This window comes from Macrococcus sp. PK (assembly GCF_022501545.1).
GTDB classification, from domain to species: Bacteria; Bacillota; Bacilli; order Staphylococcales; family Staphylococcaceae; genus Macrococcoides; species Macrococcoides epidermidis.
This window is the reverse complement of sequence record NZ_JAEPRF010000015.1, coordinates 53,166-79,541: the sequence shown is the minus strand read 5'-3', so window position 1 is coordinate 79,541 and position 26,376 is coordinate 53,166. Positions and strand designations below refer to the sequence as shown.

The window sequence follows — 26,376 nt, the reverse complement described above, 5'->3', positions numbered from 1 at the left end:
AACTTTTACTTAGTTCTTATTTTAATCTTCTTCTTAAGATCTGTCATTTTTGGTTTAACAACTTCTATTAAATGATAAATCGGTTGATTTAATACATAATCAAATTCTCCAACTTTTTCACTCAATCTAGTACCCCAGACTTTCTTAAATTGCCATAATCCAAAATACTCTGAGTCTTTATCTGGCTCTTTACTCGTTCCACCGAAATCGTAACTTGTAGCGCCAACTGAACGTGCATATTGCATCATACTAAATTGCATATTATGGTTAGGTAAGTAATCTCTGAATTCATTGCTCGAAGCGCCATATAAGTAGTATGACTTTTTACCAGCAAACGTTAGTAATGCAGCTGATAATACTTTGCCTTCAGGGTGCGTTTGTTTTAAAGTTTCTAACGCTGCAATTTGTTTTTGAATTTTCTCTTGTTTAATATTTAAATCATTTAGCTGATTCTGTGCTTTCTTCTGATCTTTCTTTTGCGTGAGTTTTTCTTTCTGTATTTCAATATCGATAAGTTCCTGGTTTAAATTTCGAAGGACTTTGTCTGGTACTAATTTCACTAAAAATAATTCGGCATCGCCATTTGGATTCAATGCATCATAAATGTTTTCAAAGTAGGAAACATCTCGCGTTAAAAAGCCATCACGCGCTCCTGTTTCTTTCATCAATTCAGCAAATGTACCTAAATCCGTTCTATCACCTTTAATACAATCTGTTCCCATCTTCAAACTACGTTTCACTTTTGAACGATTGTTTCTTTCAAATGATTTAAGCAAAGTTTCATCGTCAACACTAATATCTGTCACCATCGTCATTCGAGGCTGAATGTAATCTGAACTTAAGCCATCACCAAATCCTCGGTGTATAAAGCCTAATGCTTCTAATTGTTGTACCATATTACCCATTGATTCTACTTCAACATCAGGATCGATTTTTATCACATATGCTTTTTCTGATTTTGCAACTTTGATTGCATCCTTTACTAATGCTTCTACCGCTTCTTTATCTTTGTAATCAACAATAAATCCTCTAGAAATATAGCAAAGTTTGTATGGTAATTTAGGTACTTTCTTGAACAGTAATTGTCCTACCCCGACAATCTCACCATCTCGACCAACAGCAATACGTCGTGCATACCAACCTGAACGAGATTTTGAAGCTGCCCAATCCGTTAGTTGTAATAAATCTCCGTTATCATGTGTTTTTACGAAATGATCATGTACTTCATTACTTATATTCATTCTTGAAACTGTCATAATAAGAATCCTTTCATACGTTACGCAACAATTTTTATTATTTTATTGTTATAATTGAACTAATGTTAATGTTACTTTATTATTTTAACATTATTCTATAAAAAATGAGGTTTTTTATATGTTGAAAAATTTATTATTAGTGTTACTTACGGTTATCAACGCATATTTTATATATACTATATCAACCGATGCTTCTATTAATTTATTGAGTGTCCATATCATTTCTGCTGGTTTTGCAGTTATTTTGTCTATATTATTTTTAATTACACGCGTTAAATCATTTACAAAAATACTTGCAGCTTTAACAATTATTATTACTTCTTATCATATCTATTTAATCGTTATGGTTATCTACAATTATGTTTACGTTAAATAAATGCATATACTGCATCATGCACAAGATGTTCGCCTTTAAGACTGTCATCTTGTGTTTTTATTTCTAATCTTCTGATTTTGTTTTCATTTCCAGGGACTAACTTAATATGAGGTAATCCTTCTTTTTTTAATAGAAAATATGTATTGATAACCCCACCTATTACTTCATAATCAAGCCACGATACAAATATTTCTGCAATGCTATCAAAGTCATGCGTTTCGATAACAATCGTGTCGATATGAAGGTGCAATTGCATCTCACTTTCTAATACTTTCTGTCTTTCTTTATCCGACTCTCCCCATTGTATAAAGAAAGGTAACTCAAAATTACGTTCGTCATCTATATATAAAAGTTCCCATTGTATCAGTTTACCTTGAGGTGTGACTCTTTCCATCTTTAATGGTCCTAATGTCTTTAAACCTAACGATTTAAAGTGATGATTTAGGGCATAAATGTCATGCGTTCTAAAACATAATCGTTTAAATCCTTCAGTATAATTAGTTCTTCCTAATGTACTCGCGAAACTCAAATATTCTTTATCATCTTTCATCGCAGCTTCTATTAATTGTTTATCAAATACGTCGATAAATTCGATATAAGATAAATCTATTCTACTTAAACTATTTTTAGTGCCTAACGACAAATGTTTTCCTCCTGGGATAATATTTAATTTATTACTCGGAAAACGAAAGTCTTCAATGCCATTTATATAATGTATAATATGATCGAATTGAATATCGATATTTTTTTCTTTCATTAATTATCCTTCTTTCTTCTGCCAGACGACATTAATCCATCCACCTGCATTGTCACTCATCAATCTTTCATTCTCTAAAGTAAATTCACTTTCCTCCGCATCGGGCGGAACGAATAAACACTCTCCTGAGCCTATTATTTCTTCCGGATGAATACGCATCAGCTCATTTAAATTTTTAAAATGGGCATGTGCATACACTTTTCCTTTATTATATTGCGGGTCCATATAACGTTTCCCCCAAGCACTATCTCGATTAACAACAGCAATGGAGATTTTACCACCAGGCTTTAGCACACGATAGGCTTGCTCAAAAGCATGTTCTAAATCATCTACAAAATCTAATACACCCATCGAATAAATACGATCAAAAGTATTCTCAGAAAAATGAAGCGCATTAGCATCCATATGTATAAAATCTAAATTTAATTGCTGTTCAATTACTTTCTGACGTGCAATTGCTAACATTTCACCTGAAATATCAATACCTGTTACATTACACCCTTGTTGTGCAAATGGAATACTATATATACCTGTACCACTACCAATTTCAAGCACACGCATACCACTTTCAATATCAATCAATTGATTCATTAAATCTGTTTCAACTTGCCATACATATCGTCCTTTTTTCGTTTCAAAATATGCATCATACTTATTGGCAACTTTATTATTAAATATCGTCATTTCATGCCTCCATAAAAATTTATTTTATGAACGTTAACACTATTCTATACAAAACATAATATTTATTAAAGCAATAGCAAAATAAACAACCTGGAGCTTTTGCTCCAGGCTGGAATATTATTTATCATCTAAAACAATATATGTTGCTTTAATTGGACCATGAACACCTACTACAAGTTTCATCTCTATATCCGCTGAGTTAGATGGTCCAGTAATTAAGTTAATGCAAGTTGGAAAGTTAGCTGCGTCTTTCATCATTTCATTCATTTCTTGAGCAGCTTGTGTAAATCTTGGCACAATAGTAGATTTAGGTACAATCGCAATATAAGTTGCTGGTAAAAGACTCACACTTCTACCAATCCCTTTATCTGCATATAATACAACTGTCCCACTTTCAGCTAATGTTGATTCACTAATTGTAATGCCGACATTCGCACGTTCAGCTACATGTAAATTTTCAGCACCTTTAGCTTCATCCCAGATAAAGGCATCTTGAGCAGCTAAATCAATACCATATTCTGCGTAGCGTTTATCATTTGTAGCAATTACTTCACCATTCCCATATTTCGCAATAATATCTGATAAAGTTTTATTTACTTCATTTGAATTAGTCACAACTAAATCAGTATGGATAAATTCACATTGCTGCTTTAAAACATCCAACAACTCATCTTGAGAAAGTCCTGTTAATGTTTTATCTTGTGGTCTAAATTTCCACTCAGGGATTTCTACCTTTTCAGGCATTGCACGATTAAGATTTTTTGAGATGTTACTCATAAACGAATCTTTATTTTGAATTGTTCCTTTCATTATTTCGCACCTCTTTTCAATCTGTTTTGCATCCAGTCACGGAAATTCTCTTCATCCGGCATTGGGAAATCGCGTGTATCAGTCCAGGCATGTAATGGTTTCGGTCCTTTTGTTATCATATGTTCTTGTTTATTTTCAAATGGTGCCATCATTGAAGGGGCCATCTTAGTGCCATATTTAAATAAAGTTGCATGAGATGCTCCCATACTAAATCCTTTCATGACTAATCGTTCTGCTACAGGAGACATGTGTTCTTCTTCCACAATGACACGTCTATGTTCTAACAATAAGTCATGTAACGGGATTTTAACAGGACATGCTTCCGTACACGCACCGCATAGTGTTGATGCATATGGTAGTTCTTTATAATCTTTATAACCACCCAATAAAGGTGTCAATACAGCACCGACTGGTCCTGGATAGATAGAACCGTAAGAGTGTCCTCCAACCTGGCGGTATACAGGACACACATTAACACAAGCTGCACAACGGATACATTGTAAAATAGATTGGAATTGTGTACCTAATATTTTAGAACGTCCATTATCAACGATAACTAAATGAAATTCTTCTGGTCCATCGATTTCATCATCTGCACGAGGGCCTGTTAAAGTTGTCACATAACTTGTTAAATTTTGTCCAACAGCTGCACGCGTTAACATAGAAACTAATACTTCTAATTCTTCGTGTGTTGGTACAATACGTTCCATACCCATCACAGTAATCTGTGTTTTTGGTAAAGTTGTTACCATACGTGCATTACCTTCGTTCGTTACTAATGTGAAAGATCCACTTTCAGCAACACCGAAATTACAACCTGTAATACCAACATCTGCTGACAAGAATTCTTCTCGAAGCTTTTTACGTGCAAATAAAGCTAAATCTTCAGGACTATTTGATTTAGTGTAACCTAGTTTTTCAGTAAAAACTTTTTGAATCTGATCTTTATTCATGTGTAAAGCTGGTGTAACGATATGTGATGGTGGATTGTGATCATCAACTTGTAAAATATATTCACCTAAGTCTGTTTCGATGACTTCACAACCAACAGCTTCCATCGCCTTATTCAAATCAATCTCTTCTGTAACCATTGATTTTGACTTTGCTACTTTTTTCGCCTTTTTTTCTACTAATACTTTTTGAACATACTCATTTGCTTCTTCTGCAGTTTCAGCAAAAAATACATGTCCGCCTTTTGCTGCGACATTTTCTGCGAGCATATTTAAATAATAGTCTAAATTCGCTAATGTATGCTGACGGATCTCTTCAGAGTGACTTCTCCACTCTTCCCAGTTACCTAGTGATTCCTGAGACTTTATTTTTCGTTCACGCAATCTATCTTGGGCACTAGAGACCGCACCACGCATAAAATCATCTTTAAGTTCTGTTTTTACAGCTTTCTTAAATGTTTCATTACCAATTTTCATACTCATTATACAGTCACCGCCTCTGTATTATTATTCAGGATTTCTACGATGTGATAAACCTTAACTTTTTCACCTCGACGTTTTAAACGTCCTTCAATATTCATTAAGCAACTTGCATCTGCGCCAACTAAATAATCGGCACCACTTTTTACGATACAATCTACTTTTTCATCGACCATTTCACCTGAAACATCATTCATCTTAACAGCAAATGTTCCACCGAATCCACAACAATTGTAATATTCAGGTAGCTCTACAATCTCTAATCCTTCTACTGCTGATAATAACTTCTTCGGTGGCTCTGAATTATGTAATAAACGTGTATTATGGCATGATGGATGCATTGTTGCTTTACCTTCTAACTTGGCACCTACATCCGTAACACCAAGAACATTAACGATAAATTGTGTTACTTCATAAGATTTATCCGCCAAACGTTTTGCGCGATCACGCCACACCATATCATCTTTAAATAAATCTGGATAATGTTTAAACATTGTAATACATGAACCAGACGGTGCTACAACATACTCTGAATTTTCAAAAGCTTTGATCATGTTTTGTGCGGCTTTTTTCGTTTCTTCATGATATCCAGAATTATATGCCGGTTGCCCACAACATACTTGTGCCGCAGGAAAGTCCACTTCACAACCTAATTTTTCAAGTAATTCTACAGTTGCAATACCCACTCTTTTTTCAAAAACGTCTACTAAACATGTACTAAATAAACTTACTTTCATAATGAAACACCCCTCTAGTTATCAATATCGCCCAATATTGATAAAATTTTCAGTCATCGGATGACTGTATCTCTAACAGTACTATTTTATTGGAATGATAATCTAAATGCAAGTGACAAAATTCCATTCTTACTTTGTTTCTAAATGTTCTAATAATACATATTCCACTTCTTCTAAATGTTTAAGCATCTTTTCTTCAGAAAGTTTTATATCTTTTTGTTTGATTGCTTCATAAATCTCAAGATGTTCTTTATATAACTTCTCGATAGATTTCGTTTCTGTATAAATCCAGATTTTACGCGTCTCTTTCATTGTTGTCTTCACTTTATCTGATACTTCTACTAATAGTTGAGCTAACAACTCATTCTTAGTAGCTTTAGCAATCGCTAAATGGAAAGCAAAGTCACTTTGTTCACCAATTGCTTTATTATGTACTGCTAGTTTCATCTGCTCGAGTGCATCTTTAATATGCTGTAAATCCTTTTCTGAATGCTTCACAGCAGCACGACCTGCAGCGCCAACTTCTATAATTTTACGTACTTCTAATAAATCAATAATATCTTTTTTATTATATACTGACATCTCTTTAGAAAAGACTTTAGGTTTAATATGCTTTACAAACGTTCCTTCACCATGACGGATTTCAACGAGTTCCATTACACGCAAAGCATTTAAAGCTTCTCTAATAGATGCTTGTCCTACGCCATAATCTTGAGCGAGTTTTTGAATCGATGGCAGTTTTTCATCGATCTCAAATTCACCTTCTTTGATTTGCATAATAATGCGATCTGCAATCTCTTCATATAATTTCTTCTTTTCAATTCTTACCACATTCATTCCTCCGATATGCCCTACTGGTGCTATTATATCAAAGGATAAGTTAAGTGTGAGGTTTTAAAAATAAAAAAGACAGGTAATTACCCTGTCTTTAGCAATATTATTTATGCTTCATTTTGCCAACCGGTTTTGTGTATCCAGCTGAAATATTTTGTTTATCAAGTTCATTAATTTCTAATTTGACTTCCCCATTGATAATATCTGAATCTACTTCGTCATTACCTTTATCATTAAACGTTTCAATAAATCCATTTGGTTGTTCGAAACGTAATGTATAGTGACCGTTTAATAATAATGCTTTATATTCACCATTGTCATCAGTAACCACTTCTTCAACAAGTTCATTTTCTTTGTAGATTGACACTTTTATATTTTTTAATAATTTATCTGGACGGTCAAATTTACCATTGTGGTTTTGATCTAAGAAAGCTATTCCAGATAAAGTCTTTGGTACTTCTTTAACGATTTCTTTTTCTACAATATCTACTGGAAGTAATTTATAGTTATCATAACTGTATGTTACTACACCTGTAATAGCATGATATGTTTTACCTACTTCTAATCCTGATTTTACTTTAATCATAAACGTTTTGCCGTTTTCATCTTCTACTGTATATTCCTGATGCTCATTAACTGATTTTACTGTAACATCGTTAATTGTAATTAATTCTGCTTCTTCTGTTTCACCGATAGCAGATAAGTCTTTAATTTCAGGTGTCACTTTTGAAGTGCCTGTTACTTTAATATTTTCAGATTCGATTTGATATAATCCGAAATATTCACTTGTTTCTCCAGTAGCTTCAATGACATCACCAATATTAGGTTTTACTGTTTTACTGCGGACAACAATGCCACCAGTATTGTCCTGAATATAAATGTTATAACCGTCAATATGTGTCACTGTCCCAGTTACAATTGCATTAGTACCTTTACCTGATTCACGAGCTGTCTGAATATCCATCACTTTTGCTGGCTCAGTCACGACTTCTCCTTCACCATTTCCTGAAGCTGGTGTATAACCTTGTGCAATTGCTTCTTCTTTAGTAAAAAAGATACGTTTATCTACTGGTACCTGATCGTAGTTTTGCGGATCATAAAATACTTTCGTATCAGAATTACCAACATATCTTAAGAAACCTTTGCCATCATATCGTGCACGGAATGCAAAAGGCAATTCCATTTGAGGATTTTCTCTGTTCCACATACCAATTCCAGCATCTTGCGCTGCTTTTACTGCTGATTGAAACATGTTATAGTCATCCATACTTAATACTGGCCAGATAAAGTAAGTTGCAGCAAAACCTTCTCTTACCATCTCTAAATTAATGTTCACATTGTCACTCGTGCGGATAACTTGTCCTAATACACGTCCGTAGTCATCCGTAATGTGATCTTTGTTCACCTTCACTGTAATATCCATACCCGCAGTTAATTTTTCATTCAATGCTTTTTTCGCTAATTCTCCATAATATTTTTGATTATGGTTTAAGTCTGTTGTAATTAAACTTTCGTCATACGCATCTAAATGATATGTTTCAGCTGTATCCATATTCACGAAACGAATAGTATCAGAGCCCATAATAGCAGGTGAAATTTTAATCGTATCTCCATCTACTACTCGTAAAACTTTCACTTGATACTCATCTTTAGCAACTTCTGCTGGCGGTGCTATAACTGTACCATCGAACTGACCTAGTTGATCAAATGTATCTTTCGGTAATGCAATAAATTGTTGATTTGGATTGTATGCATCTTCAATATTTGTATCAGCTGTCATCAATTCGTTTGTTCGTACTAACGTCATATCTAATGTTGAAACGTCTGTTCCGAAATCCGTTCCTGGATCTACTCCAATTTGTCCGATAGAATCCTGAATAACGCCATCTTTAGTTACTGCATCATAATTTTGGAATAAAACGATTGTGTCATCACCATTGAAATTCATTACAGCGCTACCTGTTGTAAGTTGCGCCTTTGATAACACCGCTTCACCAGCATTTTGATTTGCAACAACATATGTTGATTTTGCATTGATCGTACCTGATAACTTTAAAGCTGTAACCGTTCCAGTTGTTCTGTTTGCACCATTCGTAAAAGTAACAAGACTATAATTTGATAAATCGACTGGTGTATCGCCTGGGTTATAAATTTCAAGTGCTTTGTTATAGCTAGAACCTTCTACATACTCAGAAATTAATAAATTAGATGCCGCATGTGCTTCTTTTGAATAAGGCATCATTGAAATCATTAATGCAACTACTAATACGAGTCTTAAGATTTGTTTCATGTCCTTTACTCCTCAAATGTGAATTAATATTACTTATTCACTGTATCAGTTGTATGTGTATTTCATATTTATTTTTTGTAAATTTATTGTTAAATAAATAAGGGTGAAACATAGGTCTTAGCTCTCTTCTGTTTAACATCTTAAACGGCGGAACAGAAGTTGCCCCTACGACAAAAACCGAACAAAAACTATAAATCAAAGCGCGATTTATTAGTTTTGTCCGGTTTTTGCTTGCGGCAGAACACTTCTGTCCTAGCCTCTCCTATCATTAATGTACTTTATAAACTCTTGCCTCAAAAGGCATCAGTGTAAATACATCAGCTGATTGTTTATCAATTGGATAGTTGTTCAATACTTGTTTTTCTTTAGCTAAATCGAGCTTTTCATCTGTCTTTAAAGTGACTTTGTCGTGACTTAAATTTCCTAAAATAATATATTGTTCATCATCTAATGTACGCGTATATGCAAAAACATTTTTGTCTTCCGGATAGATTAAATCAAATGTTCCATATGTTAATGTTAAGTTTTCCTTCTTTAATCGAATCATTTTTTTATAGAAATTTAATAGTGAATCTTCTTTTCTTTCCTGTACGAAAACATTAATCTCTTCATAATTTGGATTCACTTTTAACCAAGGTGTACCCGTTGTGAAACCTGCATTTTTTGTATCATCCCATTGCATCGGTGTACGCGTATTATCTCTTGAGATACGCCCTAACATTTCTAATACCGCTTCTTTTGTCATTCCTTTTTTAAGTTCCTGATTATAAATATTTTTAGCATGCACATCATCGAAATCATCTATTGTTTCAAAAGGATAATTGGTCATCCCAATTTCCTGACCTTGATATATAAACGGCGTACCTTGCAACAAGAAATATACAATAGCATGACTTGTGGAGCTTTCAAACCAATAATTTACATCGTCACCCCATGTAGATGAAACACGCTGACGGTCATGATTCTCAATGAACAATGCATTCCATCCTGTTGCTTCTAATCCTTTCTGCCATTCACTTAATACTTTTTTGTAACCTAATATATCAAAACTTTTACCTACATTGTGATCCCATAGATTTAAATGTTCAAATTGAAAGACCATGTTAAACTTACCGTTATCTTTGCCAACCCACTCATCAGCATCTTTAGTTGTGACACCGTTTGCCTCACCAACCGTCATTATGTCATACTTATCAAAAGTGTTTTCTTTTAATTCCTGTAAATAGTTTTGAATCCCAGGCTGATTCATATGGCCATCAAAAGATTCAGCGTAGCCTAACTTATCAACATTGGGTAAGTCACCTTTTTCGAAACTTTTTTTGATGTGACTGATAGCATCTACTCTAAAACCATCGATTCCCTTATCAAGCCACCAGTTCACCATATTATAGATTGCTTGACGCATATCTTTATTTTCCCAGTTTAAATCGGGTTGTTTTCTGCTAAATACATGCATGTAATATTGATCAGTTGTCACATCATATTCCCATGCCGAGCCTTCAAATATACTTGCCCAGTTATTCGGTTCTTTATCTGCTTTACCATCTTTCCATATATACCAGTCACGAAATGTATTATCTTTACTCTTTCGAGCTTCAACAAACCATTGATGTTCATCACTTGTATGGTTGATTACAAGATCTAAGATAAGTTTCATACCTCGCTCATGCACTTCATGTAATAATCGATCAAAGTCTTCCATCGTTCCAAAATCTCTCATGATTGCTTGATAATCGCTAATATCATAGCCATTATCATCGTTAGGCGATTCAAATATCGGACTCACCCATATTACATCTATTCCCAATGCTTTCAAATAATCAAGCTTTTCAGTAATTCCATTAATATCACCGATTCCATCGCCATTTGAATCTTTAAAACTTCTTGGATAAACTTGATAGCATACCGCTTCTTTCCACCATTTTCTTTCTACCGCCATAGCGACCTCCTATTGTGCATTATTATTTTGTTTTTGGTCATCTTCTATCACTTCACGTGCAATCTGCTTAATTTCTTCTACATATTTAGCAACAGCTTGAAATATTGGAAATGTATTTGTCAAGCCCATCTCTAAAATAGAAGAAACAGCCGCTGTTACAGGGTTGATACTTTTCATTTTAAACGATGTTCTAATTAATTGCACAATTTTTGTAAACTCCATCAGTTGCGACAGCCCATTATTTTTATCTTTTTCTTTCATTTCTTCAAACTCACGGACAAATTTATCTATATCAATCCATTCTTTTCGACGCTCCATTATGTCATCTTCCTGGATTTTAAAATGTGTCATTATCGTACGTTCAATAACTTTAAAATTTTCCTTTAAGACAATCTTTTTAAAGCTCGGCGTGAACAGTTTAGGAAATGATGAGTTTACTTTATAATTCAAATAACTATCGAGATAAGCAGCATCATTGTATCTTTGCATATATTCTTTTTGTTCTTCTTCAAATATACTTTCAATATGTAATTTAAGTGTTTCAATCCCTGTACCATCTAAAGCACTTGTAAAGTGATAGTTAAGTGGCGTCTTTATATAAGGCTTTAACGTCACTTTTAGTTCCGTATCTTTATCACGCATTAATATTTCTTTGTCATCTTTACCGTTCACATCGATTAACGCATCTACTTTGTTGTAGATAAACGTAATCATCTTATCTTGTTTGCTTAAATATTTAATCATCTCAATATCTACTTCTTTGATTTTACTTGAAAAAATATAAAAGTAATGTTCTATCGCTGCTTCATTCTGAATAATCTTTTTATATTTTTGAACAGTTACCTCTTCTGTCCCAACACCTGGAAAATCCACCAAAAATCCATAATCATTATATGGATAAGTCGTAGTTTCTAAAGTAGCATCTGTATGCACAGATGTATGTGCTTTAGCTGGACACAGCGCATTAATCAATGCACTTTTTCCTGCATCTGGTTGTCCTATAATTCCTATTTTATTCAGCGATCTATTTCTAATAAACGTTTCGTATGCTCTGATTAATGGATGCTTCTCCATAACTGTCACCCTTCCACATTATTTCTATTCTTATTCCCCTTTCTGTTCACAACAAGCATAAAAAGGCACATTTCCAGTCAGAAAATGTACCTTTCATCGCACTACAATCCTCTACGCATTAAATAAAGAAAGTATGGTGCTCCAATAATACTTACTATGATACCTGCAGGCATGCCAGCAGGTTCTATTAAAAGACGACCTAAAGTATCAGCAAAACTTAAAAGTATCGCACCTAACAATATTGTAATCGGAATAAAAACCTGATGTCTCGGACCAACTAATTGACGTGCAATGTGAGGAGCTATCAAACCCACGAATGCTATACTACCACAAATTGAAACTGCGCTTGCACACAACATTACAGAAATAATCAGAATCACTAATCTTTCTCTATTAATCCTTATGCCAAGACCTGTTGAAATATGTTCATGTGTATTAAGAATATTTAGTATATCTAGTTTCAGCAAAAGGATAGGTATCGTGATAATTAATACGGTAATAATCATCCAGACGAATGGCCATGTATCACCCCATATATTACCACCTAGCCATTTAGAGATAAATTCAACATCTTCTTTATTAAATGTCGATGTCATCATAATCATCGCACCAGCGAGGGCAGTAGACAACCCAACCCCTATAAGAATCATTTGCATCGGATTTAAACCACGTTTAGAACTACTCAACAGAAATACTGTCGCTGCTGTAATCAGACCACCAATCAAACTAAATAGCGGCAGTACATATACAAAATTACTGCTGTCGACCGGCATGAATATCATCAGCAATGCTATAAAGAAGCCACTGCCTGCGTTTATCCCTATAATACCTGGATCTGCCAGTGGATTTTTAGTAATACTTTGCAGTAGTGCACCACTTAAACTAAGTGCAGCACCACACAATATCGTTACAAGTAATCTTGGCATACGAAATTCATATAGCACCATCGTATCAGTTTCATTTCCCATACCAAATAATGTTTTTAAGAATTGTAATGGTGACATCTTAAAATCCCCAACAGTCATACTCACTGTAATGATTGCAAATAAAATTATAATCAAAATAGTTGGTACAAACACATTTTTAATTTTTGTATGCATTATGAAATTCCTACCTTTCTTACGAGATAAATAAAGAAAGGCACACCTATAATTGAAATGATTGCACCTACTGGAGACTCTCCCATCATACGTGCCAGTATATCAGCACAAACAAGAAATATTCCACCTAAAAGCGTTGCGACAGGTAGCAACTTTCTATAATCTACGCCAACTAAAAGACGTGCAATATGTGGAATCATCAATCCAACAAATGCTAAGGAACCTGCCATTGCCACTGCGACACCGGCTAAAATCATCGTTAATAATGAGAATATAATTCTAATCGTCGTTAAATTGACCCCTAAACTTTGTGCCATTTCATCACCTAAAGATAACACAGTAAGCTGATGACCGATAAGCAGTATGAAGATGATAACAATTAATATTATCGGGGATGCATATTTTAGTTGTGTCCAGGTCGTACCAGCAACACCACCACTAGACCAAAGCATCGAACTTTGATTCGTTCTAAAATATAACGAAATCCCTTCAGCAATTGCTAATAACAAACTACTCACAGCTGCTCCAGCTAATATAATACGCATCGTATTAAAGCCACCTTTTTTACTTAAACCGAGCATCAATACAATGGATCCTCCTACAATTGCACCGATAAATCCAGCCAGTATAATCGCAAAAAAGTTCGCTCCATGCGTAAATGCAAATAAAATACTTATACCTAAAGCTGCTCCTGAGTTAAGTCCGATTAAAGCAGGATCTGCCAAAGGATTCTTAGTCACGCCCTGCATGACTGCACCAGTACAGGCAAGACTCATCCCAACGAGCATGGCAGCTATCTCTCTAGGTATACGTATATCGCGAATAATATTATGTTCAGCAATATCTCGATAATGAAATAGCGCATCATATATCGTTTTAAAACTATAGTTATTTACACCCAACATAAATGAAACAATTAACATTGCCAGCAATAAAAGAAGCAGCAAAGGAATGACAATGTATAATTTCCCGGAAAATATATATCGTTTATTTGTAAATGTACTTTGTTTATTCATCTGTATCCCTGCTATAGTGCTTGCATAATAAATCATAGGTTACAAGCATCGGCTTTCCATTGCGTGGATCTACGCTGAGCTCGGCATCTATATTAAATACTTCTTCTAAGACATCCTTAGTCAAAACATTCATCGTATCTCCCTGCTTAATGATATTCCCATCTTTCATTGCAATAATATGATCAGAAAATCGAACTGCCTGATTAATATCATGGAGAACCATTATAATCGTACAATTTTCCTGTTCGTTTAAATCTCTAACAAGTTCTAAAATTTCTAATTGATGCGAAATATCTAGATATGTTGTTGGTTCATCCAGAAAAATAATATCCGTCTTCTGAGCTAATGCCATAGCAATCCATACGCGTTGTCGTTGTCCACCACTTAAATCATTAACATTCTTATCTTTGAAATCTGTTGTACCTGTGACACGCATCGCCCATTCAATTTCCTGATGATCAAGCTGAGTTAGTCTACCAAATCCTTTCTGATAAGGAAATCTGCCATAACTGATCAGTTCATAAACGCTTAATCCATCTGCCACATCAGGTGATTGCGGTAGGATTGCAATCTTTTTAGCAACCTCTTTAGTCGGTTGCTGATGAATATTCTTTCCATCTAATACAACCTCACCATGCGCTACGTTTAATATTCTTGACAATGCTTTTAATAACGTTGATTTTCCGCATCCATTCGGCCCTATAATAGATGTCACTTTTTTATCAGGAATGGAAACATCTAAATTTTTAATGATGTCCCTTTCGCCATAATTAATGGTAATCTGCTTACCTTCTAATCGATTCATATATATCCTTCTTTCATATTTTCCATAACAAAATATTTCATACTATAAATCATAATCACTCTCATATAATTGATAATCATTATCAATACTGTTATATTTTATAGTATAATAACTTACAACGCAAGATAATTAGGGAGATATAAATTATGAAGCAATTATTAGATATAACGATAATCGGTGGTGGGCCTGCTGGTCTCTATGCTGCTTTTTATGCAGGATTACGAGGTTTGAAAGTACGCATCATTGATCAGAACAATACTTTAGGTGGTAAACTTAATCTTTTTCCTGAGAAAATCGTATGGGATGCTGGTGGGATTCCGCCGCAACCTGCAGCAGAGATTATGCAGAATTTGATTAAACAAGGCACTACATTTAATCCTGAAGTCATATTAAACACCGTCGTAACCGATATAAAAAAAGAAAATGACTTTCACTTTATCGTAGAGACAAACGATAAATCTTATCACTCCAAAACTGTTATCGTGGCAGTGGGTTCAGGTATCATCAAGCCGATTAAACTGGATATTGAAGGTGCCGATCGATATGAAGTTAATAACTTACATTATGTCGTCCCTTCTTTAAAACGCTTTAAAGATAAGCGCGTTCTTATTTCTGGTGGTGGAAATGCCGCAGTTGACTGGGCACATGATATCGCTCCTATTGCAAAAAGTGTGCATATTATATGCCGTAAAGAAGATTTTAAAGGTCACGAAGAGACAGTGCGCCAACTGGATGAATTAGGAGTAGTCAAGATGACAAACCAAACAATTCATTCTCTAATTGCAGAAGAGGACGAAATTAAACAAGTTGAAATTATTCATAATACTGATGACACAATTCAAATTTTAGATGTCGACGATGTCATTATCAATCATGGTTTCCACATGGACTGCGAGCTATTAAATGACAGTTCAGTTCAATTTGAACGTGTTGATGATTTTTATATTAAAGGAAATGCGAATACTTCTACGAACACGCCAGGTATTTATGCTATCGGTGACATATTGAAACACGATGCGAAAGTCAACTTGATTATCGGTTGTTTCCATGACGCAGCGACTTCTATTAATCAGATTAAAATGTATCTTGACCCAAATGCACTATCATACGGCATCGTTTCAAGTCACAATCCAATATTCGAAGAAGAAAATGAAAAGATAAAGAAAAAATTATTTGAATCATAAAAAAGAGGACTAAATTAGTCCTCTCATTATAATGGTGAAGCATCATTGTCCGTAATTATCAATACATTCGGATGATGCAGCAATACACTCGCTGGTATCGCTTCATTTGGTTGTGTCATATCGTATAATTGTCGAATGATAGATTTTTTCTTTTCTCCGGTCGCTAAGAGAATAATTCTATCTGATTGCATAATCGTATTTATACCCATCGTCACTGCTTGCGTAGGTACTTCGTCAATTGTATCGAAAAATCTTGCATTCGCTCGAATCGTTTCTTCTGAAAGGTCCACCATTCTCGTATTGGACGTAAACGGTGTACCCGGTTCATTAAAACCTATATGACCATTCGTCCCAATGCCAAGCAACTGAAGATGAATAGGATGTTCTTTCATTATCAATTCATCATAAGCTTTATTATCCTCATCCAGATTCTTTCTATCATTATCCGGGAAATAATATTGTTCCGGCTTAATATCAATATGATCAAATAAATGATGTTTCATGTAATAAAGGTAACTTTTCGGGCTTTGCTTATCTAATTCAAAATATTCATCTAGATTAAATGTTTGTATAAGAGATAAATCAACCGGGTTTGATTTTAACAGTCTCACTAATTCAGCATATACAGGTTCCATTGTACCACCAGTTGCTAAGCCTAGTTTAGTATGTGGATTACACTTGATTTCTCTAAATAATTCAATCGCAACATATTGAGCAGCAAGTGATGCATTCCCTAAATTAATAAATTCCATCATTATTTCTCCTTAATCTTCATTGATAAAACCATTTCCTAGAACATCACGAACATCATGGACGACAACAAATGCATTTTCATCAATCTTTTTAATCATACGCTTTGTCTTTGTAAGTTGTAATTTATTAATAACACAATACAGAACTTCTGTCTCTCTTTTACTATAATACCCACGACCATTGAGTATTGTAATGCCGCGACCAATATCTTCATCTAACATTTTAGCAATTGGATCCGGATTTTGCGAAATAATCGTAATCGCTTTTTTAGGGTTTAATCCTTCTATGATCATATCCATCGATTTAGTACCTAAATATAAACTTAAAACTGTTAACAGTGCTTTTTCCACCGGGATAACAGTTAATGAAATCGCCACAACAATTAAATCAAAGAATAACAATGCATAAGATGTGCTTACATCTAAGTATTTATGGGCAATACGCGCAAGTATCGTTGTACCAGCTGTAGTACCTCCTACAAGCACGATCATACCGATACCAATACCTACTAAAAATCCACCGAAAATCGTGCTCACTAACACTTCTTTTAAATGAAGTTGTAACGGCTCAGTTATTTTTAAAAATACTGAAAGTGCAACAATAGAAATAATCGTTAGTGCCATAGAACGTTTCGATAAAAATTTATATCCTACAGCGAGTAATACCAGGTTCATTAATAGCGTTGTAATCGCAGGAGACCAACCGAAGCTATATAGGAAGATAAGTGACATCCCCGTTACGCCACCTTCACCTAAATTGGCAGGTATAATGAAAACGTTCACTGCAAGAGAAAATATTAAAGAGCCTAAAAGTACAAAAAAGACTGATTTCCAGGTAAGTTTTAAATTTTTAAAATAGTTCATCTTTTCCTCCTTTAAGAATGAAATAATAATTGAAGTCGGTTGTAAGTGTATCGAATTTTATACACTCTTTCAACAATACGGCATAAAAAAGGACATCTGTTTACAGATGCCCCGAAATATATTATTTTAAACGTTATTATTTAAAGAAAGGTTCTTGGATAGCTTTTAAAGTTGCAACCGATTTATCAAATTTTTCTTGTTCTTCAGCTGATAATGGTGTTTCAAATACTTTACTGATACCATTACGGTTGATTAACGTCGGTACACCAATATACACATCGTCATGGCCATACTCACCATTTAATTTTGCCGAAACTGTTAATACCGAGTTTTCATTACCTAAAATTGCTTTAGAAATACGCGTTAACCCCATTGCTACACCATAGTATGTTGCACCTTTTGCTTTAATAATTTCATATGCAGCATCGCGTGTATTAACAAAGATTTCTTCCATTTTCTCTTTGTTGTCTTTAAGAAGGTCTGTTACTTTCATTCCAGCAACATTTGCGCTACTCCATACTGCAAGTTCTGAATCTCCATGTTCACCAATAATATATGCATGCACACTATCAGCAGCTACTTCAAACTCTTGACTAAGCAAGAATCTAAAACGTGCAGTATCTAATATCGTACCTGAACCAATTACACGTCCTTCTGGTAACCCTGAGAATTTTTGAACTGCATATGTTAAAACATCTACAGGGTTTGTTGCGATTAAGAAAATGCCATCAAATCCAGTCGCCATAATTTCATCAACGATAGATTTGAAAATTTTCATATTCTTACCTACTAAATCTAAACGTGTTTCACCTGGTTTTTGAGCTGCACCCGCACAAATTACGATTAAATCTGCGTCTGAACAATCTGCGTAAGTACCATATTTAATATTCATTGGATTTGGCGCATACACAACACCGTGATTTAAATCCATTGCATCTCCGATAGCTTTCGCTTCGTTCAAATCAATAATAACGAACTCATCACAAACACCTTGATTTAACATTGCGAATGCATAGCTTGATCCAACTGCGCCGTTACCTACTAATACAACTTTATTACCTTTAAATTTAGTCATTTCAACTTCTCCTTTAAGTTTATTTTGAATTTATTAATGCTATGAATTAAAGCATGATACTTAATACAAAAGTCCATAGACATACAAATACGAGTAACGCGATACTATACTTAAGCGTCATATTTAATAATTTTGATTCTTCCCCAACTGCTCCAACTGCTGCAGATGCAATTGCAATTGATTGTGGTGAGATTAATTTAGCCATAACACCACCAGCAGTGTTTGCTGCTACAAGCAATGCTGGATTTGTACCGATAGAGCTTGCTGCAGTCGCTTGAATTGAAGCAAATAATACGTTGTTATTTACAACTGAACCAGTCATAAATACACCTATCCAACCTAAAATTGGAGAAAGTAATGGGAAAATCGAACCTGTTTTGGCAATTGCTTGACCCATTGCTACAGTTAACCCACCATATGTTGTTAATTTAGCAATAGCTAATATTGCTGAAATCGTTACGATTGGAATCCATAATTCTTTAATTGTACGACCAAGTAATTCAATCGATTTACCAATATTAATTTTCGGTGAGAACGCAATTGTAAGTAATACTGCGATTAAAATAGCAGTACCCGTTGCACCGATTAAGTCTAGTTTAATCATTACACCTTTGCCAAGTGTTTCATTAAACGTACCAGGCATTGTAAATGTAAGAATTGTTTTTGCTAATGGCCCACCTTCAGCGAATAATGCTTTGAATGCTGGTAAGCTCCATAACAATACTAAACCAGTTAAGAAATAGAATGGACTCCATGCAGTAATGATTTCTTTCGATGGATGTTTCGTTACTTTTACTTCATCGTCTGTTAAACGGAAAATATTTTTTGGTTGCCATTTGCTACAGAATAAAGCTAATGCTGCCATCGCAATCAAAGCTGGTAATAACGCAGCAAGTTCTGGTCCCATGAATAAAGTAATAACAATTCCCATACCAGTGTAAACTAATCCTGAAACTAAAATTGCAGGTAATGTTTCTTTAATACCTTTAAAACCATCCAGAATAAATACTAATAAGAATGGGATAACTATATTAATAATAGGTAACGTGAATACAGACGTTTGTGAAACATCCATTGCTGTTACGCCACCCTTTAAACCTAATGTGTTGATAATACCAACAGGTATACCAATTGCTCCAAAAGCACCTGATGCACCGTTAGCTATCAGACAGAACATCGCAGCTTTCAATGGTTCAAAACCTAATTGTACAAGTAAAACAGCACAAATTGCGATTGGTACACCAAATCCTGCTGCTCCTTCTAAGAATGCGTTGAAACAGTATGCAATTAATAATAATTGAATACGTTGGTCAGCAGAAATACCAGAAATCGAATCTTGAATAACCTGGAATTTCCCACTTTCTACAGCAACTTTGTATAACCAAACAGCCATAACGATGATATAACCAATCGGGAATAAACCTTGTACAATTCCTTCTGTTACACCACCTGCTGCTACAGCACCAGGAATTTTAAATACGAATAATGCAATTAACGCAGTTACAACAAGCGTAAGTATTGCTGCGTTGATACCTTTCATTTTTAAAACTGTTAAGCATAATAAAAACATTATAATAGGTACTGCGGCAACAATTGCTGATAAAGCTAAATTGTTGAATGGATCGAACGATTCTACGAACATCTCTTTTCCTTCTTTCTTTCTAAAATTTGTTTTTTAGGATATTTACTTTTTATGAAAACAAAGAAAACTGTTACTATCTTAAATCGAATACCCTTAATACAGTTCCATACTACAACGTTATGAAATGATATGCAAGCATTTTTTGTGATTATTTTCACAAATTCTAAATATATGTTTTAAAACATGTCAATTTAAGCACAGTACTTAGTGTAATAGCCTTTAAACTAACGAATTTCAGCTAAAACACTGAATGAGATGATTATTTTGCTTAATTAAAGGGTAAACTGTAACTAAATATAATGCAAATAATAACAAAATAAATCATTTTTATGGGGGACGAAACAATGAAGAAAACAATAACTATCGGCTCAACATTACTTGCTGGCACTCTTTCGATGACGTTTATTGCTCCGAACTATGCTGATGCTGCAGGATATTATTACTGGCACAAAGGTGATATGGATGATAGTACAGTTTTAAAGACAACTTTTAAGAATGCAATAAATAAGAATGGTTTCACGTACGATGGTGTAAACATTAATACTGAATACGGAATATTCAAGCGCGTGATGAAAAATAACCAGATTGCTTATAAAAAATTACGTAACGGTGTATATCAATCACGAAATGCAACATTTATCTTTAGTTTAAAAAATAATAAGCTCCATAATAATTCAAAACTTAGAGGTATATACTTTAAGTTTGATGACTATGCCATTTCTACAGCTAAAATAAAAAAAGTATATGGTACACCTGCAAATACGAAACGTATTAAGAACGGTTTAACATATACTTATAAAGCACATTACAATATTAAAAATAAGTTTGATTTCGTAAAATCAAAGGGCAGTTATAAACTTACGGGCTTTATGACAACAAAATAAAAACTAAGACAGGGTCGGAGATATCTCCAACCCTGTCTTAGTTTGCTAATGACTTCTTATTCGATTTAAATGCACGTTTCAAGCGTCTTCTAAGATCCCTTAACAGTCTTTTCAAAAGAACCGTCTCCCTTATATTTCGCTTTATTACATATATATTATAACAAGTCTTTATTAATTCAATATGAAGTTAATATTAATTCTTACCAGCTGAATAAACCAACGAATGCTGCTGATAAAAGTGATACTAAAATACCTGCTAGTAACATCATAGGTACATATTTAGCGATAAAGTCAGAAGTTTTCACATCGACGATACCTTTTAACGCCCCAATAATCATACCTACTGTTGAGAAGTTGGCAAATGAGATTAAGAATGTAACAAGTACCGCTTTCATGTGGTTGTCCATTGATTTCATTGCATCTTGAATTCCGATCATAACTACGAACTCGTTTGTAACGATTTTAGTTGCCATATGTCCTGCGACAGTCCATGCTTCACCAAAAGGTAATCCTAAAAGAATTGCGAATGGGAACATAAATAAACCTAAAATATCTTTTAAACGAATTTGCATGCCAATGTATTTATCTAATAAAGATAATAACATATCAGCAAATGCCGCTAATGATACGAATGCAATTAAGAAAGCGATGATGATTAAGATTAATTTACCTGCACCTAATACAGAGTCACCTAAGAATGAGAAGAATGGTTGACGATTTTCATGTTTGATTTCAACAACATAATCTTCTTCCGGTGTTAATTTAACTGGATTTAAAATAGTTGCGATAATAATTGCGTTAATAATATTTAATGGAATTGCTGTTAACACTAATTCACCAGGCACCATTGTTACATAAGCACCAACGATTGAACCTGAAATACAACTCATCGACATCAACGCAACAGTAAGTACACGTGCTGCATTCATATGACTAACTTGCTCTTTTGATACCGCTAAAGCTTCAGTATTACCTAAGACCATCATTTCAACTGAATAGAATGATTCAAATTTAGGTTGACCAGTTACTTTACCGATTAACCAACCGAACCATTTAATAATAAATGGTAACACACCGATATACATTAAAATATCAAATAAAGGTACTACGAAAAGAATCGGTAATAATGCTGAAACTGCCATATCCATTTTTCCAGGTCCTGGTGCTGTCCAGCTACCAAACGGCATTCCGATACCTACATAAGCTGCTTGTAACATCCAGCTAAATGCATCTGCTACAGCTTTTACACCATTACGTCCCCAAGGGAATTGCGTAAAGAACCAAGCTAAAAATAAGTTAACAACTAACATAATAACGACTGATTTCCAGTCGATATTTTTCTTGTCACGAGAGAAAACAAATGCGACTAAAATAAAGACAAAGATACCTAAAACATTAAGTAATAAATAAGTATTCATGATTTCCACCTTTTAAATTTTTTATCTTAAAGATTATAGCATGATTAACTTGCAAACAATACAATTATTTTCATTTATTTACGAACATTTTTTCATACCGATGCTATTATTTTTTCAAATCTCGAATATTAAAAGTTTTGAAAACGTTTTACCAATAATATCATCTGTATTTTATTTTTTATTTTGTCATATTACACTCTATTTACGAAAAAATATTTTTCAAAAATGATGAATGTCTTTTTCTATTAGGGTATTATGATAAAATGTAATCATTGAAAACAGAACATAGGAGTTTTATATCATGAAAAATTATAATTTAAAAAGCTTAATTGTAAGCTTTATTCTTTTCTTTTCATTTACAGGATCGATTTCAGCAGTGACACCATCTGAAATTGCAACACAGCAAGGGATGAATATAGCTCCTAAATATAATCCTAAAGGTACGATTGTTATTGCAGAAAAAAATGGTCAGATTCTATATGGTGATAATATTGATACCAAAGCACCACCCGCTTCTATGTCTAAATTGATGTCAATATATTTGTTAATGGAAGAAATGGAAAAAGGAAAAATTACTTTTAATACGAAAGTAACAGTTAACGACAAATATTGGACGATTGCTCGTTTACCGATGTTAAGCAATAACGTGTTTAGAAAAGGTGCCACTTATAAGGTCTCTGATCTTATTCAGCTCGCAGTAACACCATCAAGTAACGCGGCAACTTATATGTTAGTGAATTTAGTAGAAAAAGACGATTCTGATTTTGTGGATCGTATGAATAAAACTGCAAAAGCACTTGGTATGAAAAATACACGTTTCTTAAATCCTGTCGGTGCACCAAATAATATGCTTCTTCAATATAAACCAAAGCGTTATCAAGCAGATGGAGATAACTTAACTTCTGCGAGAGATTACTCAATATTAAGCCAGCATCTAGTTAACGAACATCCAGAAATTTTAAAGTTTACTAAAAAAGCGTTTGTTACTGTTAAACCCGGCACTGAAGATGAAGAATCTTTCCATACATACAACCATTCTTTAGAAGGAGGAGAATATCCTTTTAAAGGAGCAGACGGATTAAAGACTGGTTCTAGTGATACAGCTGGTTTCAATGTAACAGTTACCGCTAAACAGCAAAACATGCGTGTTATCGCAGTCGTTCTAGGTGTACAACATTGGCTAGATCCTGATGCGGAATACAATAGAAATAAAATGGCTAACGCTGTGATGCAGGATGCATTTAATAAATATGAATATAAGAAGGTTTTAACAAAAGGCGTACATAAATTTAACGGTAAAGAATACTATGTTCATAATGATTTATATGATATCGTGAAAAAAAATCAGCCTGGGAAATTAATTTTAAAAGATGGTAGTGTTCATTATGATTATGAACGTCAATTTGTATCAAATGATTATAAACCTGCAAGTGTCAAATACGAAGATTACCAGCAATATAAATTGAAGAAGTTTTGGAACGATCATTATTTATCAATAATGACCGCCTTAATTTCTTCATTTTTATTGGGACTCGGGATATTGGTTTACTATTATTGGCCGAAAATTAAGAAGAACTAAAAGATGCGACTCCAGATTGAGGAGTCGCATCTTTTTTTATGCTACTATCTTTATGAGGTGAACCATTTGAATACTTTTTTATTGTTAGCATTTGCTAGCATTTATTTAATATTATCATTGTATTACTATAATCGGCCGAATGTATTGATGTTGTGGTTGAGTTATTTACCAACATTATTGCACGAATTCGGACATGCATTAATATGTCAGTTAACCGGGGGAAATGTAAGCGACATCGTTATCGTGACAAGAAGAACTGAACGACTTTCAACTGGACGTAACGGTTATGCTGTTTCACATACGACATCTGGTTGGAATCGATTTGCTACTTTTATCGCAGGTTATATGTTTCCACCACTATTTTTAATACTTGGAGTATTTTGTTTATCGAGAGCGTGGCAAATCGGTTTTTGGATATTACTAGGACTTGTTTTCCTCTATTATTTTGTAAAAACATCTAGAAAGATATTTCCTTTTGTTGTGATGTTATTAATTGCCGGTGGATGTTATTTGTATTATCGTTATCAGGATGCTGTTTCAATGTGGGTGGTTGGAGATTGGATTATTTATATCGTGCTAGGAGTTCTATTAGCTGACACGATTCTATCAAGCTATACGATGACTATCATCTATTTCCAGGGGAATACCTCTTGGGATGGTGCAATGTTAAGCCGTCTAACAAGATTGCCAGTTTTGGTTTATTATTTATTATTTATAATAGTGCAACTCGGAAGTTGCTGGTACGTTGTGAAAGTCTTGATATTGGGATGAAATGGGTCGATTCTATTGTTGAATCGGGCCATTTCATCTTGTTTGGCACGGTTCCTTATTTGAATCGGGCCATTTTGCTTGTTTTGGCACGGTTCCTTAGTCCAATCGAGCCATTTCATCTTGTTTGGCACGGTTCCCTTCCTGAATCGGGCCATATCCTCTTAAATTTATTTATAATAATTCGTGAAATAAAAGTACTGTTCCCCGTCTTTTTTAAAGTACTTCTCCAACACTCTATAAGTAGTATTTCTCAACTCTCTCCCAACCCAACGATGTGCATCTTTTGTCGTTATCGGGCGATTTAACAATACTTCTAATTCTATTAAGTTATCTCTAATCAATTCCATCTTCTTCATGCGCTTCAAACACCCTTTGCACACAATTGCTTTCGTCTTATCACAAATAACGTTAATTTCAGAACCACATTTCGTACATTGCAATCCGCGCTTAACTTTTTCAAAGTTAAAATTCGGTCTTCGATCATATAAACTAATTGGTCTATGGATATCCTTAAAGTAACTTGCCATTCTGCTTTCAAGTTCTCCTGCTGGTGCGCATTCTCCAACCGACTTCATTATACGACCTATATCATAGTACTTTACCATGCCAAAAACTTTATTTTGAAATGAAAATCCTTTATTAATAAATATCATTTTACTTTCAACAGTATGCCCTGTTTCCATCCATTGAATCAATCCAGTCAATGTTTCATGCATCGTTACAAATTGTACTTCTGGATTCTTTAAACTAAAGCCAGGCTTTTTCCAGACCATCCCTTCATTCACAAATTTTCCAAAATAATTCTTTACATCAAATGCAAATATCTTCTCTCCGGTTAAAATCATGCGATCAACTTCAAAAGACTGACCTTCGAACTCTATACAAATATTAAACAGCTGAATATATTTATCTTCCACAGGAAATTCGTTCAAGAACTGTAACTCACCTAAATAACCATAGTAACTACGGTGATAATCTTCACTATATTCATAATTAGGCAAACGACGCTTCAATATATCTTCCAGTACAACAATTCGTGGTGGCTGAATCATAATTGTCCTCCATTAAGTGATAACTTACATATATCAAATCGTTGTAA

At 34.1% G+C, this 26,376-nt stretch carries 24 protein-coding genes; 5 read left to right on the top strand and 19 right to left on the bottom strand.

The window, feature by feature from the left end; all coding sequences use genetic code 11:
- Positions 1-5: 5 nt before the first annotated feature.
- Positions 6-1,256 (bottom strand): lipid II:glycine glycyltransferase FemX, encoded by a 1,251-nt coding sequence (locus tag JJJ02_RS09440; RefSeq protein WP_239242039.1) that lies wholly within the window; start codon positions 1,254-1,256, stop codon positions 6-8.
- Between the two features lie 118 nt (positions 1,257-1,374).
- Between JJJ02_RS09440 and JJJ02_RS09435 the strand changes: the two genes are divergently transcribed.
- Positions 1,375-1,632: a hypothetical protein gene (locus JJJ02_RS09435; protein ID WP_240838688.1), complete on the top strand. Its 258-nt coding sequence runs from the start codon at positions 1,375-1,377 to the stop codon at positions 1,630-1,632.
- Here JJJ02_RS09435 and JJJ02_RS09430 read toward each other — a convergent pair.
- The 12 genes from JJJ02_RS09430 to JJJ02_RS09375 form a co-directional block, all read right to left on the bottom strand.
- Positions 1,625-2,389 (bottom strand): VOC family protein, encoded by a 765-nt coding sequence (locus JJJ02_RS09430; protein WP_240838685.1) that lies wholly within the window; start codon positions 2,387-2,389, stop codon positions 1,625-1,627. The genes JJJ02_RS09435 and JJJ02_RS09430 overlap by 8 nt on opposite strands.
- A 3-nt stretch (positions 2,390-2,392) precedes the next feature.
- Positions 2,393-3,073 (bottom strand): class I SAM-dependent methyltransferase, encoded by a 681-nt coding sequence (locus JJJ02_RS09425; protein ID WP_111716841.1) that lies wholly within the window; start codon positions 3,071-3,073, stop codon positions 2,393-2,395.
- 117 nt (positions 3,074-3,190) lie between these two features.
- Positions 3,191-3,883, bottom strand: coding sequence for a LutC/YkgG family protein (locus JJJ02_RS09420; protein WP_255724844.1), 693 nt, complete (start codon positions 3,881-3,883; stop codon positions 3,191-3,193).
- A complete protein-coding gene (locus tag JJJ02_RS09415) occupies positions 3,883-5,316 on the bottom strand; it encodes a LutB/LldF family L-lactate oxidation iron-sulfur protein (RefSeq protein WP_111716845.1) in 1,434 nt (477 codons plus the stop codon). The genes JJJ02_RS09420 and JJJ02_RS09415 overlap by 1 nt, the downstream gene beginning before the upstream one ends.
- Positions 5,316-6,050, bottom strand: coding sequence for a (Fe-S)-binding protein (locus tag JJJ02_RS09410; RefSeq protein WP_111716847.1), 735 nt, complete (start codon positions 6,048-6,050; stop codon positions 5,316-5,318). Before JJJ02_RS09410 ends, JJJ02_RS09415 begins: the two co-directional genes overlap by 1 nt.
- A gap of 129 nt (positions 6,051-6,179) precedes the next feature.
- Positions 6,180-6,881 carry a FadR/GntR family transcriptional regulator gene (locus JJJ02_RS09405; protein WP_240838681.1) on the bottom strand — a complete coding sequence of 234 codons (702 nt, stop codon included), beginning with the start codon at positions 6,879-6,881 and terminating at the stop codon, positions 6,180-6,182.
- Between the two features lie 106 nt (positions 6,882-6,987).
- A complete protein-coding gene (locus tag JJJ02_RS09400; RefSeq protein WP_240838678.1) occupies positions 6,988-9,174 on the bottom strand; it encodes a thermonuclease family protein in 2,187 nt (728 codons plus the stop codon).
- Between the two features lie 268 nt (positions 9,175-9,442).
- On the bottom strand, positions 9,443-11,113 hold the full coding sequence (locus tag JJJ02_RS09395) for a glycoside hydrolase family 13 protein (protein ID WP_240838675.1): 1,671 nt from the start codon (positions 11,111-11,113) through the stop codon (positions 9,443-9,445).
- A 9-nt stretch (positions 11,114-11,122) separates the two neighbouring features.
- Positions 11,123-12,187, bottom strand: a complete 1,065-nt coding sequence (locus JJJ02_RS09390) for a GTPase domain-containing protein (RefSeq protein ID WP_111716855.1) — start codon at positions 12,185-12,187, stop codon at positions 11,123-11,125.
- A gap of 101 nt (positions 12,188-12,288) precedes the next feature.
- Positions 12,289-13,287, bottom strand: coding sequence for a FecCD family ABC transporter permease (locus tag JJJ02_RS09385; RefSeq protein ID WP_240838672.1), 999 nt, complete (start codon positions 13,285-13,287; stop codon positions 12,289-12,291).
- Positions 13,287-14,303, bottom strand: a complete 1,017-nt coding sequence (locus JJJ02_RS09380; protein WP_240838670.1) for a FecCD family ABC transporter permease — start codon at positions 14,301-14,303, stop codon at positions 13,287-13,289. The genes JJJ02_RS09385 and JJJ02_RS09380 overlap by 1 nt, the downstream gene beginning before the upstream one ends.
- Positions 14,296-15,108, bottom strand: coding sequence for an ABC transporter ATP-binding protein (locus tag JJJ02_RS09375; RefSeq protein WP_111716860.1), 813 nt, complete (start codon positions 15,106-15,108; stop codon positions 14,296-14,298). The genes JJJ02_RS09380 and JJJ02_RS09375 overlap by 8 nt, the downstream gene beginning before the upstream one ends.
- 146 nt (positions 15,109-15,254) lie before the next feature.
- Between JJJ02_RS09375 and JJJ02_RS09370 the strand changes: the two genes are divergently transcribed.
- Complete coding sequence (locus tag JJJ02_RS09370; RefSeq protein ID WP_111716862.1) at positions 15,255-16,292, top strand: NAD(P)/FAD-dependent oxidoreductase; 1,038 nt, start codon at positions 15,255-15,257, stop codon at positions 16,290-16,292.
- A 26-nt stretch (positions 16,293-16,318) separates the two neighbouring features.
- Here the strand turns inward: JJJ02_RS09370 and JJJ02_RS09365 are convergent, their stop codons facing one another.
- From JJJ02_RS09365 to JJJ02_RS09350, 4 genes are all read right to left on the bottom strand, one after another.
- Positions 16,319-17,044, bottom strand: coding sequence for a glucosamine-6-phosphate deaminase (locus JJJ02_RS09365; protein WP_240838666.1), 726 nt, complete (start codon positions 17,042-17,044; stop codon positions 16,319-16,321).
- Between the two features lie 12 nt (positions 17,045-17,056).
- Positions 17,057-17,908 carry a YitT family protein gene (locus tag JJJ02_RS09360; RefSeq protein ID WP_099579106.1) on the bottom strand — a complete coding sequence of 284 codons (852 nt, stop codon included), beginning with the start codon at positions 17,906-17,908 and terminating at the stop codon, positions 17,057-17,059.
- A 136-nt stretch (positions 17,909-18,044) separates the two neighbouring features.
- On the bottom strand, positions 18,045-18,983 hold the full coding sequence (locus tag JJJ02_RS09355) for an L-lactate dehydrogenase (RefSeq protein WP_111716866.1): 939 nt from the start codon (positions 18,981-18,983) through the stop codon (positions 18,045-18,047).
- Between the two features lie 46 nt (positions 18,984-19,029).
- Positions 19,030-20,625 (bottom strand): L-lactate permease, encoded by a 1,596-nt coding sequence (locus JJJ02_RS09350; protein ID WP_240838663.1) that lies wholly within the window; start codon positions 20,623-20,625, stop codon positions 19,030-19,032.
- 344 nt (positions 20,626-20,969) lie between these two features.
- Between JJJ02_RS09350 and JJJ02_RS09345 the strand changes: the two genes are divergently transcribed.
- Positions 20,970-21,509, top strand: a complete 540-nt coding sequence (locus tag JJJ02_RS09345; protein WP_239242050.1) for a hypothetical protein — start codon at positions 20,970-20,972, stop codon at positions 21,507-21,509.
- Between the two features lie 200 nt (positions 21,510-21,709).
- Here the strand turns inward: JJJ02_RS09345 and JJJ02_RS09340 are convergent, their stop codons facing one another.
- Positions 21,710-22,927, bottom strand: a complete 1,218-nt coding sequence (locus JJJ02_RS09340; RefSeq protein WP_111716871.1) for a NupC/NupG family nucleoside CNT transporter — start codon at positions 22,925-22,927, stop codon at positions 21,710-21,712.
- Positions 22,928-23,228: 301 nt separating this feature from the next.
- On the opposite strand from JJJ02_RS09340, the gene JJJ02_RS09335 reads away from it, so the two are divergent.
- Positions 23,229-24,506 (top strand): DUF1958 domain-containing protein, encoded by a 1,278-nt coding sequence (locus JJJ02_RS09335; RefSeq protein WP_240838661.1) that lies wholly within the window; start codon positions 23,229-23,231, stop codon positions 24,504-24,506.
- A gap of 66 nt (positions 24,507-24,572) precedes the next feature.
- Positions 24,573-25,277: a M50 family metallopeptidase gene (locus JJJ02_RS09330; protein WP_240838658.1), complete on the top strand. Its 705-nt coding sequence runs from the start codon at positions 24,573-24,575 to the stop codon at positions 25,275-25,277.
- A 167-nt stretch (positions 25,278-25,444) separates the two neighbouring features.
- Here the strand turns inward: JJJ02_RS09330 and JJJ02_RS09325 are convergent, their stop codons facing one another.
- A complete protein-coding gene (locus JJJ02_RS09325; RefSeq protein WP_240838655.1) occupies positions 25,445-26,329 on the bottom strand; it encodes a nuclease-related domain-containing protein in 885 nt (294 codons plus the stop codon).
- Positions 26,330-26,376 lie beyond the last annotated feature (47 nt).